The organism is Rhizobium sp. AN5 (genome assembly GCF_900215255.1).
Lineage (GTDB): Bacteria > Pseudomonadota > Alphaproteobacteria > Rhizobiales > Rhizobiaceae > Agrobacterium > Agrobacterium tumefaciens.
On record NZ_OCMJ01000004.1, the window covers coordinates 371,594 to 384,049 of the forward strand.

General features: G+C 60.0%; 13 protein-coding genes. 9 read left to right on the plus strand and 4 right to left on the minus strand.

The genetic code is table 11. The features are described from left to right. Positions 1 to 39: 39 nt before the first annotated feature. From CRP02_RS14095 to CRP02_RS14120, 5 genes are all read left to right on the plus strand, one after another. The gene (locus CRP02_RS14095; protein WP_179784149.1) at positions 40 to 1,041 is read left to right on the plus strand and encodes an MBL fold metallo-hydrolase; all 1,002 of its coding nucleotides are present in this window, start codon (positions 40 to 42) and stop codon (positions 1,039 to 1,041) included. A gap of 284 nt (positions 1,042 to 1,325) precedes the next feature. Beyond that, on the plus strand, positions 1,326 to 2,831 hold the full coding sequence (gene guaB, locus CRP02_RS14105) for an IMP dehydrogenase (RefSeq protein WP_003515165.1): 1,506 nt from the start codon (positions 1,326 to 1,328) through the stop codon (positions 2,829 to 2,831). Between the two features lie 112 nt (positions 2,832 to 2,943). Continuing rightward, positions 2,944 to 3,345: an MAPEG family protein gene (locus CRP02_RS14110; RefSeq protein ID WP_174002315.1), complete on the plus strand. Its 402-nt coding sequence runs from the start codon at positions 2,944 to 2,946 to the stop codon at positions 3,343 to 3,345. 149 nt (positions 3,346 to 3,494) lie between these two features. Then, entirely contained in the window at positions 3,495 to 4,523 is a 1,029-nt protein-coding gene (gene adhP / locus CRP02_RS14115; protein WP_003515167.1) for an alcohol dehydrogenase AdhP, read from the plus strand. A 110-nt stretch (positions 4,524 to 4,633) separates the two neighbouring features. Further along, a complete protein-coding gene (locus CRP02_RS14120; protein ID WP_097171523.1) occupies positions 4,634 to 5,512 on the plus strand; it encodes a dienelactone hydrolase family protein in 879 nt (292 codons plus the stop codon). A gap of 44 nt (positions 5,513 to 5,556) precedes the next feature. Here CRP02_RS14120 and moaB read toward each other — a convergent pair whose 3' ends face one another. The 4 genes from moaB to CRP02_RS14140 all read right to left on the minus strand — a co-directional run bounded on the left by moaB (position 5,557) and on the right by CRP02_RS14140 (position 10,073). Continuing rightward, positions 5,557 to 6,102: a molybdenum cofactor biosynthesis protein B gene (gene moaB / locus CRP02_RS14125; RefSeq protein WP_179784024.1), complete on the minus strand. Its 546-nt coding sequence runs from the start codon at positions 6,100 to 6,102 to the stop codon at positions 5,557 to 5,559. A gap of 26 nt (positions 6,103 to 6,128) precedes the next feature. After that, complete coding sequence (locus CRP02_RS14130; protein WP_097171525.1) at positions 6,129 to 7,013, minus strand: 4-(cytidine 5'-diphospho)-2-C-methyl-D-erythritol kinase; 885 nt, start codon at positions 7,011 to 7,013, stop codon at positions 6,129 to 6,131. Positions 7,014 to 7,019: 6 nt separating this feature from the next. Continuing rightward, positions 7,020 to 8,864, minus strand: coding sequence for a tetratricopeptide repeat protein (locus CRP02_RS14135; protein WP_097103171.1), 1,845 nt, complete (start codon positions 8,862 to 8,864; stop codon positions 7,020 to 7,022). A 192-nt stretch (positions 8,865 to 9,056) separates the two neighbouring features. Then, the gene (locus CRP02_RS14140; protein ID WP_003515172.1) at positions 9,057 to 10,073 is read right to left on the minus strand and encodes a polyprenyl synthetase family protein; all 1,017 of its coding nucleotides are present in this window, start codon (positions 10,071 to 10,073) and stop codon (positions 9,057 to 9,059) included. Positions 10,074 to 10,184: 111 nt separating this feature from the next. Here CRP02_RS14140 and CRP02_RS14145 point away from each other — a divergent pair, with 111 nt between their 5' ends. The 4 genes from CRP02_RS14145 (at position 10,185) to CRP02_RS14160 (ending at position 12,394) form a co-directional block, all read left to right on the plus strand. Continuing rightward, on the plus strand, positions 10,185 to 10,415 hold the full coding sequence (locus CRP02_RS14145; RefSeq protein ID WP_003515173.1) for a DUF2007 domain-containing protein: 231 nt from the start codon (positions 10,185 to 10,187) through the stop codon (positions 10,413 to 10,415). A gap of 6 nt (positions 10,416 to 10,421) precedes the next feature. Next, positions 10,422 to 11,222 carry a tRNA1(Val) (adenine(37)-N6)-methyltransferase gene (locus tag CRP02_RS14150; RefSeq protein WP_097171526.1) on the plus strand — a complete coding sequence of 267 codons (801 nt, stop codon included), beginning with the start codon at positions 10,422 to 10,424 and terminating at the stop codon, positions 11,220 to 11,222. An 87-nt stretch (positions 11,223 to 11,309) separates the two neighbouring features. Then, on the plus strand, positions 11,310 to 12,179 hold the full coding sequence (locus CRP02_RS14155) for a S49 family peptidase (protein WP_179784150.1): 870 nt from the start codon (positions 11,310 to 11,312) through the stop codon (positions 12,177 to 12,179). A gap of 20 nt (positions 12,180 to 12,199) precedes the next feature. Then, positions 12,200 to 12,394, plus strand: coding sequence for an NfeD family protein (locus CRP02_RS14160; protein WP_003503256.1), 195 nt, complete (start codon positions 12,200 to 12,202; stop codon positions 12,392 to 12,394). Positions 12,395 to 12,456: the final 62 nt, after the last annotated feature.

The window sequence follows — 12,456 nt, forward strand, 5'->3', positions numbered from 1 at the left end:
TTGGGCAAAGTGACATTGGCGAGAATCGGGAGAAAAATGATGACTCAATCCTTGAGCATGAGCAGACGCGGCCTTATCGGTGTGGCGGGAGCAAGCGTTCTCGGCGCGCCGCTTTTGATGGCGCGCACCGCAACGGCGCAGGCGAACCAGCCGCAAACTTCCATGGAGATCAAACACGCCATGCCGCCTGAAACCAATCGCTTCAAGCTTGGTAATTTCGAAGTGCTTGTCGTGAAGGACGGCGCGCGCGCCGCGCCCAATCCGGGCGAGACCTTCGGCACCGATCAGTCGGCGGAAACCGTCGGCAAGCTGCTGGAAGACAATTTTCTGCCGAAGGAGCAATTCGTCAATTCCTTCTCGCCGGTTCTCGTAAATACCGGCACGGACCTCGTGCTGTTCGACACGGGTTTCGGCGAGTCCGGCCGCGGCGCCGGTAACGGCCGTCTGATCGAAGGCATGGCGGCTGCCGGTTACTCTCCTGAGGACGTGACCGTGGTGGTTCTGACCCACATGCACGGAGACCACATTGGCGGATTGATGGAAAAGGGCGCGCCGGCCTTCTCCAAGGCGCGTTATGTTTTCGGCCAGGCGGAATATGATTTCTGGACGGACGAGAAGCGGGTTGGCACGCCTGCCGAAGGCGGCCAGAAGGGCGTCATCGCCAACGTCAAACCGCTGGCGGAAAAGGCGACCTTCATCGGCGACGGCGCTGACGTCGTTTCCGGCATCACCGGCATTGCGGCGTTTGGCCATTCGCCGGGTCACATGATCTTCCGTGTCGAATCGGAAGGCAAGCAGCTGATCCTGACGGCTGATACGGCCAACCATTTCGTCCTGTCGCTGCAAAAGCCGGATTGGGAAGTGAAGTTCGACATGGACAAGACGGCGGCAGCTGCAACCCGCAAGAAGGTCTACGACATGATCGCCACGGACCGGCTGCCGTTCCTCGGCTATCACATGCCTTTCCCGGCTGTCGGTTATGCGGAAAAGCTGGATACGGGGTACCGTTTCGTGCCGAAGTCCTACCAGTTCGACATCTGATGCATGTCGCGCAAGAGTGTTAAGCAGTTTTGCGATAACGACATGCATAAAAACAAGCAGTTAAAGTGCGTCGTGCGGAGCAGGGATCCACACGACGCGCTTTAACGTCTGCTGCAATGCAGCAACAGAAGAAGCCCGGAAGGTCATTCCGGGTTTTTTCTGTTTCCTTCCTGTCATGAACGTGTTACCAGCCCTCGCCAACTTCCAAGCAATCCTTGCAGGGCGCCGGGGTGAACTTTTCGTTCCGGGACGGCCACGCATTTTCATTATGAAGGAATTTGGTCATGGCACGCATCATTCAAACACCCACTGGTTTGGACGCTCTCACATTTGACGATGTGTTGCTGCAACCCGGACATTCCGAGGTTATGCCGGGACAGACGAATATCGCCACCCGCATTGCCCGCGATATCGATCTCAACCTGCCGATCCTCTCTTCCGCCATGGACACGGTCACGGAAGGCCGTCTTGCTATCGCCATGGCGCAGGCCGGCGGCATCGGCGTCATCCACCGCAACCTTACCCCCATCGAACAGGCCGAAGAAGTCCGGCAGGTAAAGAAGTTCGAGAGCGGCATGGTCGTCAACCCGGTCACCATCGGCCCGGATGCCACGCTCGCAGAAGCACAGGCTTTGATGAAGGCGCACGGCATTTCCGGCATTCCGGTGGTTGAAAACGGCGGTGCCGGCGGCCATAAGAACGGCCGTCTCGTCGGCATTCTGACAAACCGCGACGTGCGTTTCGCATCCGATCCGCAGCAGAAGATCTATGAACTGATGACCCGCGAAAACCTTGTTACGGTCAAGGAAAGCAGCGTCGATCAGCAGGAAGCGCGCCGCCTGTTGCACAAGCACCGCATTGAAAAACTGCTGGTGGTGGATGGAAAGGGCAATTGCGTCGGCCTCATCACCGTCAAGGATATGGAGAAGTCGCAGCTCAACCCCAACGCCACCAAGGATGCGCAGGGCCGTCTTCGCGCCGCTGCCGCCATCAGCGTCGGTGCCGATGCCATCGAGCGCGCAGAACGCCTCATCGATGCCGGTGTTGACCTTCTGGTCGTCGATACCGCGCATGGCCATTCGCAGCGCGTGCTCGATGCCGTTTCGGTGGTCAAGAAGATGTCGAACTCCGTTCGCATCATCGCCGGCAATGTTGCAACTGCTGACGGCACCAAGGCGCTGATCGATGCCGGCGCCGATGGCGTCAAGGTCGGTATCGGCCCTGGTTCCATCTGCACCACCCGTATCGTCGCCGGCGTTGGCGTTCCGCAGCTTGCTGCGATCATGGCCTCGGTCGAAGTGGCCAATGCTGCAGATATTCCTGTCATCGCCGATGGCGGCATCAAGTTCTCGGGCGATCTGGCGAAGGCTATTGCCGCCGGCGCCTCCGCCGTCATGATCGGCTCGCTTTTGGCCGGCACGGATGAAAGCCCGGGCGAAGTGTTCCTCTATCAGGGCCGTTCCTTCAAGGCCTATCGCGGCATGGGTTCCGTTGGCGCCATGGCGCGCGGTTCCGCCGACCGTTATTTCCAGGCGGAAGTGCGCGACACGCTGAAGCTCGTTCCGGAAGGTATCGAAGGTCAGGTTCCCTATAAGGGTCCGGTCTCCGGCGTCCTGCACCAGCTGGCTGGTGGCCTGAAGGCTGCCATGGGTTATGTCGGCGGCGGCACGATCAAGGAATTCCAGGAGCGCGCCACCTTCGTGCGCATTTCCAGCGCCGGTCTGCGCGAAAGCCACGCCCATGACGTGACGATCACCCGCGAAAGCCCGAACTACCCCGGCGCGGTTTGATCTTTCGAACCGAATCCGCGAAAACATAGTCTCAGTATTTGGCGCTCCCCGATTCATGCCGGATCGGGGAGCGTTATTGTGATTGGAGGAAAGCATGTCACCAACGACCGCAATGTTCTGGCCGATGATAGCCCATGCATTTCTCGTGTTCGCTCTTTACGCCCTACTGCTTTACCGCCGCAAAAAATACACTCTGACGGACCGCGACACTGCGCTCAGATATCGCGATACGGGACAGGAAGGGCGCGAAAGCTATCTGGTCAACCGCAACATTGCCAACCAGTTCGAGCTTCCGGTTCTCTTCCACCCCATCTGCCTGCTGCTTTATATTACCGACGCGGACAATATCGTTACCGTCGTTCTCGCCTGGCTGTTCGTGATTTCCCGTTATGCGCACTCCTTCGTTCACGTCACCAGCAACCGTCTGCGTTATCGTGCGCCGTTGTTCGCGATTGGTTTCGCGCTTCTCGTCTGCCTCTGGGGCTGGCTCGCCATCTGGTTGGCGCTGGAGTGAGATGGCACCGTAAGGTTGCTTCATAAGTGAGACAATCGCGCCTCTAAAATGCTGCGATTTGCGATGGGTCAATTCCGTGACGCCCCATCCCCGGTAGTCTCTGCCTCGCCGTCGAGAATTTCAGGCGAGCAGAGATTAGGGAGTATGTCATGGCTAAAACAATGAAGGCCGCGGTTGTCCGCGCATTTGGCAAACCGCTGACCATCGAGGAAGTGGCGATACCGGATCCCGGCCCCGGTGAAATTCTCATCAATTACAAGGCGACCGGAATTTGCCACACGGACCTGCACGCCGCGACGGGCGATTGGCCGGTCAAACCCAATCCACCATTCATCCCCGGCCATGAAGGCGTCGGCTACGTCGCCAAGATCGGTGCTGGCGTGACTGGCATCAAGGAAGGCGACCGCGCCGGCACGCCGTGGCTTTACACCGCCTGCGGATGCTGCATTCCGTGCCGCACCGGCTGGGAAACTCTTTGCCCAAGCCAGAAGAACTCGGGTTATTCCGTCAATGGCAGCTTTGCGGAATACGGACTTGCCGATCCTAAATTCGTTGGCCGACTTCCCGACAATCTGGAATTCGGCCCCGCTGCACCCGTGCTCTGCGCCGGTGTCACCGTCTACAAGGGTCTCAAGGAAACCGAAGTGAGGCCCGGCGAATGGGTGGTCATATCGGGCATTGGCGGGCTTGGTCATATGGCCGTGCAATATGCCAAGGCCATGGGCATGCATGTCGTTGCCGCCGATATTTATGACGACAAGCTGGAGCTTGCGAAAAAGCTGGGCGCGGATTTCACAGTCAACGGCCGGGCGCCGGATGCGGTGGAACAGGTGCAGAAGGCGACCGGCGGCGTCCACGGCGCGCTCGTGACGGCGGTTTCGCCCAAAGCCATGGAGCAGGCCTACGGTTTCCTGCGCTCCAAGGGCACGATGGCACTTGTCGGCCTGCCGCCGGGCTTCATCTCTATTCCCGTTTTCGAAACGGTGCTGAAGCGTATCACGGTGCGTGGCTCTATCGTCGGCACGCGGCAGGATCTGGAGGAGGCGCTTTCCTTCGCTGGTGAAGGCAAGGTAGCCGCTCACTTCTCCTGGGACAAACTCGAAAACATCAACGACATCTTCCGTCGCATGGAAGAGGGCAAGATCGACGGCCGTATCGTCGTGGACCTTGCCGCCTGAGACAGATGACCAGCGGTGGCGCTCACGCAAAAGTGTGCCGCCGCTTGTTCACCGGGCGGCGATCTGCGCTATCCTCCCTGTGCATCTGCGCGTTCAGGGAGAAGAGAGCGATGGACGACAAGCCGAAGATTACGCAGGCCATGATCGACGCTTACGATGAATATACCCATCTCAGCCTCGATCGCCGCAAATTCATGGAAAAGCTCAGCCTGCTTGCCGGGTCCGGCGCAGCTGCGGCCGCAATCGCGCCGCTTCTTTCGGCCAACAGCGCCCGTGCGGCAATCGTCGCGCCTGATGATGCGGGTATCGTTGCGGAAGAGGTGACGTATCCCGCCCCCGGTGGCGAGATGAAGGGCTATCTCGTCACGCCGAAATCGGTTTCCGGCCCCATTGGCTCGGTCATCGTCATCCATGAAAACCGGGGCCTGAACGACCATATCCGCGATGTGGCAAGACGCGTGGCGCTTGCGGGGTTCAGGGCGCTTGCGGTTGATTTCCTGTCGCCGCAGGGCGGCACGCCTTCGGATGAAGAAAAGGCACGGGAGATGTTCAGTGGCCTCGATATGGAGGCAACAGTCGCCAATGGCGAAGCCGGTCGGGTGTGGCTTGCCGCAAGGCAGGGTGCGAACGGCAAGGTTGGTGCGGTCGGTTTCTGCTGGGGCGGCGGGCTGGTCAACCGGTTCGCCACCAAATCGGCAGGCCTGAATGCCGGTGTCGCCTATTACGGCCAGCAACCGCCGGCGGCCGATGTGCCTGATATCAAGGCGCCCCTGCTGTTACAGTATGCCGGTCTGGATGAGCGCATCAATGCCGGTATCGACGCCTATAAAAAGGCGCTGGAGGAAAACGGCAAGACCTTCGAAATCTTCGTTTATGACGGCGTCAACCACGCCTTTAACAACGATACGTCCTCGGCGCGATACGACAAGGCCGCGGCCGATCTCGCCTGGGGCCGGACGACGGAGTTCTTCAAAAAATATCTGGCGTGATGGGGTTTTGGTCCGCTGTGACGGACAACCCCTGAAATCCCGCTCTAGACGCCGCCAGCCCCGCGTTTCAGATGCTCATCAAGCCGGGGCATGATCTCAACGAAATTGCAGGGCAGGTGGCGGTAATCGAGCTGGGCTTTGAGAATACCGTCCCAGGCATCCTTGCAGGCGCCGGGAGAGCCGGGCAGCACGAAGATGAAGGTGGCGTTTGCCACGCCGCCGGTCGCCCGTGACTGGATGGTGGCGGTGCCGATCTTTTCGTAGGAAATGCGATGGAAGATGGCGGAAAAGCCGTCCATGCGCTTTTCGAACAGAGGTTCCAGCGCCTCGGGTGTCACGTCGCGGCCTGTAAAGCCGGTGCCGCCGGTGGTGATGACCACATCCACGCTCCCGTTGAGTGTCCAGTCGCGCACAGCGTTGAAAATAGCGGCCTTGTCGTCGGCTACGATGGTGCGGGCGGCGACCTTGTGTCCGGCTTCCTCTATGCGTGCGACTAGCGTGTCGCCGGACTTGTCATTCTCAAGCGTGCGGCTGTCCGAAACGGTCAGAACCGCGATGCAGAGGGGAATGAAGGGTCTTTCGCCTGCCATGGCCTTATCCTCGAATTGTGTTGTCTTCAGATGGTCCGCGTCGCCTGAAAATACCAGCCGGGGCGCTTGTTTCGAAGCGATGTTTCCGCTTTTCGGGCGGCCTCGAAGGAATGAAATAGTCCAAAACAGGTGGCACCCGAACCGGACATGCGCACAAGGGAAGCACCTTCCTGCGACAGCATGCCGGCGATTGCGCCGATATCCGGCAGGAGCGCCTTGGCGGGGACTTCCAGATCGTTGCGGCTTTGCGCCAGAAAATCCATCCAGCCGCCTTCTTTCCGCTCCGGCAGGGGCGGGTTGGCCTTGTCGAGCAATCGCCGAAAAATCTCCGGCGTCGAGACCGCTTTCAGAGGGTTGGCCAGCACTAGAAAGAATTCCGGCAGATCGGAGACCGGCTCGATATCCTCGCCGATACCTCGCGCGATGAGTGGGCGGCTTTCAAGGCACATCGGCACGTCAGCGCCAAGCGCAAGCGCGATGGGTGCGAGATTTTCAGGAACAATCCCGGCATTCCAGTGCCGCAACAGCGCCCGCAGTGTCGCCGCCGCATCCGCTGAGCCGCCGCCAATGCCGGAGGCGACCGGCAGGTTCTTTTCGAGATGGATGGCAACCGGGCGTGCCGATTGACCTGCCGCCACAAGCGCATCACGCAAAAGGTCTCTGGCACGGACGACGAGATTGTTGCCGCCATCGCCTGCGCGCAGCAGATCGCCAAACGGGCCGGAGATGGAGAAAGCGTCGGCATCGGCATCGCGAACATGGATCGCGTCGCCTGCTTCGGTGAAGGTCACCAGCGTCTCGAGCAGATGATAGCCATCTGCCCGCTGACCGGTTACATGCAATGCCAGATTGATCTTGGCCGGGGCCGCCTCGGTTGTTTCGACAGCCCCGGTAATGTCATCCGCGCGCATGTCGCGTCAGGATTTCTTGTCCGGGGCAGGGGCAACAGGGGCCGGTGCTGGCGGAGCCGGCGGCTGCGGCGCGGCCTCCTTCTTGGCGGTGTTTTCGGCGTCCTTTTCCAGCGGCGGCAGGCCGTTGGCAATCTTTTCCTTCACCTTGGCCTTGTCCAGATCGTCATTGTCGCCAATCAGCGCGCGGTTCCACTGATACACGGCCTCGATCTTGCGGCCGACACGCCAGTAGGCATCGCCCAGATGATCGTTGATGGTCTGATCGCCGGCCTTGAGCTCGATTGCCCGCTCCAGTTCGGTCACGGCCTGATCAAATGCGCCCAGCCGGAAATGCGCCCAGCCAAGCGAATCGACGATATAGCCGTCATTCGGCCGAAGCTCGACCGCGCGGCTGATCATCTTCATCGCTTCATCGAGGTTGATACCCTTGTCCACCCAGGAATAGCCGAGATAGTTCAGCACCTGCGGCTGTTCCGGGTTGAGTTCGAGCGCACGCTTGAAGTCCGGCTCGGCCTTGTCCCATTCCTTCAGGCGCTCATGGGCGATGGCGCGCTGGAAGAACACGGTCCAGTCCGACTTCTGCGGTACGGCACCGATCACCTCGACAGCCTTGTCGTAGTTTTCGGCCATGGCCTTGTAGTCCTTGGCGTCGGAAAGCACGCTGCCATAGGCGAGGTAAGAACGGATATCCTTCGGATCGGATTGCAGCAGGGATTGCAGGTGGTTGCGCGCTTCCTCCACCTTGCCAGTCTGCGCCAGCGTCAGCCCGAGCTGCAGCTCGGAGATGCGGTGCATCGGCGAATCCTTCGGCACGTCGCGGTAGAAGGCGATGGCACGGTCGGGCTGTTTCATCGCCTCGGCAAGTCCGCCGAGAAGGATCAGCGTATCGGCGCTTTGCGGATCGAGCGCCCGCGACGTCTGAAGGTAAAGCGTGACGATCTCTTCGGCACCTTCGCGGTTCAGCGCGCCCGCGATGGAAAACATCACGGAAGCCGCGCCTTCAACGGCATTGGTGATCTGCTGCGGCGGCTTCTCGCCCATCTCGATGGATTGGCGAAGCGCCTTGAGCGGCGCATAGTTCGGCGCAAAGGTGTCGCCGACCGCAATCGCGTCCAGCGCCTTCTGCTTGTTGCCGGCTGAAGCCTCCAGCCGTGCAAGCGCCATCACCGCGCGCATATAGGTGTCGGAAGCGGTTGCCCCGCCTTCACGATCCGTCACGGCTTCATTGAGGCTCTTGCGGGCAGCATCGGTGTTGCCGGAGACAAGGGCGATCGCCGCGGCATTGTATTTCTGGAAAATCGAAATCCAGCCCGGACCCTTCATGTTGTTGACGAGGGCCAGTGCTTCCTTGGGCTTGCCGGAACCGGCGCGCGCCCATGCCGTCAGAAGCGTGTTGACCATGCGGTCGAGATCGTTCGGGCCGGTATATTTCAGGATTTTCTCGGCCTTGACGAATTCCTTGTCCTTGATGGCGTCGAGGCCGCGCACGATGGTCGTCACGCGTTCGACGGAGGTATCGTCCTTCATCGAATCGGCAATCTTGGCGCCAGCCTCGAAATTGCCGCTCAACAGTTCGGCGATCATCAGGCGCTGGCGGATTTCCGAATTGGCCGGATCGAATTCCAGCGCCTTCTTGTAGAGCGAAATCGCGGTGGGGTAATCCTGATCGACATCGGCATTGCGCGCGGCAAGGAATGCGCCGGAGAAGGTATTCACCTTGGCAGGATCGAAAGTAACGGCCTTGGCTTCCGTTTTCGTCTCCGCAAAGCCGGGGCTTGCACCCGCGCCAAGTGCGAGAGCGGCGGCAAGAGCCGCGCTGCAGAGAAGACGAAGTGCTGGTTTACGCCGCATGAGGGAACCTTTGCCTTTGTGCAGAAGCACGGAAAAATCAGTTTCCATTGTTTGGTCACGATAGAATGGCTTTTTTGAAGCAACCCCGCAAGAAATTATGGCCCGCGCCACAATCTCCCCTTGCGGGACACCCGGCCCGAAACAGCGGGCGGACGGTCTTGTCCATCCGCCGTTTGCCTGAGGCCTCCAGCGTCAGTTGAGACGCTCGATGCAGAAGTCGATGACTTCCAGAAGCGCGTTTTTCCACGGGCTTTCCGGCAGCGGTGCAAGCGCATCGCGGGCAATGGTACCGTAATGCGTGGCGCGGCCGATTGTATCGCCAAGACCGTTGTATTTGGTGATAAGGCCGAGCGCCTTTTCGAGGTTCTCATCGCTGCTTTCGCCGTTTTCGATGGCGTTGCGCCAGAAGGCGCGCTCATCCTGCGTGCCGCGGCGATAGGACAGAATGACCGGCAGGGTGATCTTGCCCTCACGGAAATCGTCACCCGTATTCTTGCCGAGATCGGCGGATTTGCCACCGTAATCCAGCACGTCGTCAACGAGCTGGAAGGCGAGGCCGAGATTCATGCCGTAGGATTTCAGCGCGCTGCGGCTTGCCTTGTCGGTTTTGGCGACGATGGGGCCAACTTCCGCAGCCGCTGCAAAAAGGGCGGCCGTCTTGGCACGAATCACCTGCAGATAATCGTCCTCGGTCGTTTCCATGTTCTTGGCGACCGAAAGCTGCAGCACTTCGCCCTCGGCGATGACCGAAGCGGCGGTGGACAGCACGTCGAGGGCATCGAGCGAGCCGACATCCACCATCATGCGGAAAGCCTGGCCGAGCAGGAAGTCGCCGACGAGAACGCTTGCCTGGTTGCCCCAGATGGTGCGGGCGGTGGATTTGCCACGGCGCAGATCGCTTTCATCCACCACATCATCATGCAGCAGCGTCGCCGTGTGCATGAATTCCACGCTGGTGGCGAGCTTGATATGGTGGTCGCCCTCGTAACCGAACATCGAGGCCGAAGCCAGCGTCAGCATCGGCCGCAGACGTTTGCCACCGGAGGAGATCAGATGGTTGGCCACCTCAGGTATCATCTGGACATCGGAACCGGCTCTGGAAAGGATAAGCTGGTTCACCCGTTCCATGTCGGCACGGGTCAGGTCGACAAGCGGCTTGACGGATGCGAGTTTGTTTTTGCTTTCTTCAAGCGGTATGACGACGCCCAAGGGACAGGACTCCTGTTCGAATTTGAGTTCGACAATAAAAACTGGCGCCTGTCGCGGCAAGGGGCGAATTGCCGCTAGCCATTCAAAAAAATGGGAATTTGGGGCTTATCCATGCGTGAACTGATCCGTACCAACGATGCCGTGCTGTTATCCTTCGCCGAAAGCCTGATGAAGGACGCTGGCATCCATTGCCTTGTCGCCGATCAGGCAATGAGCATTCTGGAAGGTTCGCTCGGTCTTTTGCCCCGCCGGTTCCTGGTGGAGGAAGACCGCGCCGGTGAGGCCCGCCGCATTCTTGTGGATGCCGGTCTGGGCGACGAATTGCGCAACGAAGAGGCGTAAACGAACGTGGGCGGCGAGATTTCGGAAACTTTGGATGCGTTTCACCGGGGCCGTTTTCACATTCTCCAGCCCAAGGGAAGGGGGCACCGCGCCGGCATGGACGCCATGCTTCTTGCCTCGCTGGTGGCGGACGAGCGCGCCTGCCGTATAGCCGATCTCGGCGCGGGCGCGGGTGCGGCAGGTTTCGCGGTTGCCACGCGGCTTGAAAAGGCCGAAGTGACCCTGTTCGAACGTTCGCCGGAAATGGTGGAATTTGCCCGCCGCAGCCTGGCATTGCCGGAAAATGCCGCTTTTTCCGCCCGTGTCAGCGTGCGTGAGGCCGACGTGACCCTGCGTGGCAAGGCGCGCGTCGAGGCCGGTCTGCCGGACGGGCATTTTCACCACGTCATCATGAACCCGCCCTATAATGATGCAGGCGACCGCCGCACCCCCGATGCGCTGAAGGCTGAGGCCCACGCCATGACGGAGGGCCTGTTCGAGGACTGGATCAGGACCGCAGGTGCGATCACGGTTCCGGGCGGGCAGCTTTCCCTGATTTCGCGGCCGCAATCGGTGGCGGAGATCATTGCCGCCTGTGGCGGCCGTTTCGGCGGTATCGAGATCACACTCATCCATCCACGCCCCGGTGAGGACGCGGTGCGCATGCTCGTAACCGCTATCAAGGGATCACGGGCGCGGCTGTCGTTCCGGGCGCCGCTCGTCATGCACGAGACCGGCAGCCATGCCTTCACGCCCATCGTAGATGACCTGAATAATGGCCGCACCGCCTATCGCCGTAATGTAAAGGCAATCGGGCCTGGCCTATAAATTCGCCGTTCCTCCGGCCGCAAACCATTGTGTTTTGCAGGGCAATACATACATCCGTGACGAACAGGCAAATGCTGCGAGGAGTGAATTGTGGGTTTTCTGAAGTATCTGGTGCCGAAACGCTTTCGCAAAAAAGAACTCGTCATCCCTGTTGTGCGCATGCATGGCGCCATCATGGCTGGCGGCAACCAGTTCCGCCCCGCTCTCAATCTTGCCTCCTATGCACCGCTGCTGGAAAAGGCCTTTGCCGTCAAGGACGCGCCAGCTGTCGCCATTTCCGTGAATTCTCCCGGTGGCTCGCCGGTGCAGGCGCGAATGATCTATAATCGCATCCGCCAGCTTGCCGAGGAAAAGGACAAGAAGGTCCTGATCTTCGTTGAGGATGTGGCGGCCTCCGGTGGCTACATGATCGCGCTTGCCGGCGACGAGATCATCGCCGACCCCACCTCCATCGTCGGTTCGATCGGCGTCGTTTCCGGCGGTTTCGGTTTCCCTGAAATGCTGAAGAAGATCGGGGTGGAGCGCCGCGTCTATACGGCTGGCGAGAACAAGGTCATCCTCGATCCCTTCCAGCCGGAAAAAGAGGGCGACATCGAATATCTGAAGTCGCTTCAGGTCGAAATCCACAATGTTTTCATCGATATGGTCAAGATGCGCCGCGGCGCAAAACTGAAGGGCGACGAGACGGTCTTCTCCGGCCTGTTCTGGACCGGCATGCGTGGCCTGGATCTCGGCCTGATCGACGGCTTGGGCGACATGAAGGAAGTTCTGCGCCGCCGTTACGGGACGAAGGTCAAGCTTCACCTCGTCACCGGCGGGCGCTCGCTGTTCGGCAAAAAAGTGCCGGGCGTGAATTCGGCACTCGGCCTCAATGCCGAAAGGCTTGCGGCAGGCGCCGTTTCGGGACTTGCGGAAGTCGCCGAAGAAAAGGCATTGTGGTCGCGTTTCGGTCTATGATGTCGCAGGAATAGGGCCTTATGGCGCAGCTTATTACAATTATTCTTCTGGTAGTGGGATCCGTCATCCTCTACCGCCGCTTCGTTCGCGATGCTGAAAAGCTTTCGGCAAAATCGAAGCAGCGCGAAAAGGAACGCGAAACCGGCGCCATCGGCACGCTGATCAAGGACCCCGAAACCGGCGAATACCGCGTGAAGCGTGAGGATGAGACGTAAGCCGGTGTCTCCACGCATAAATCCTTGACCCCTTCGCCATGCCGTGGCACCAGTCCGCATCC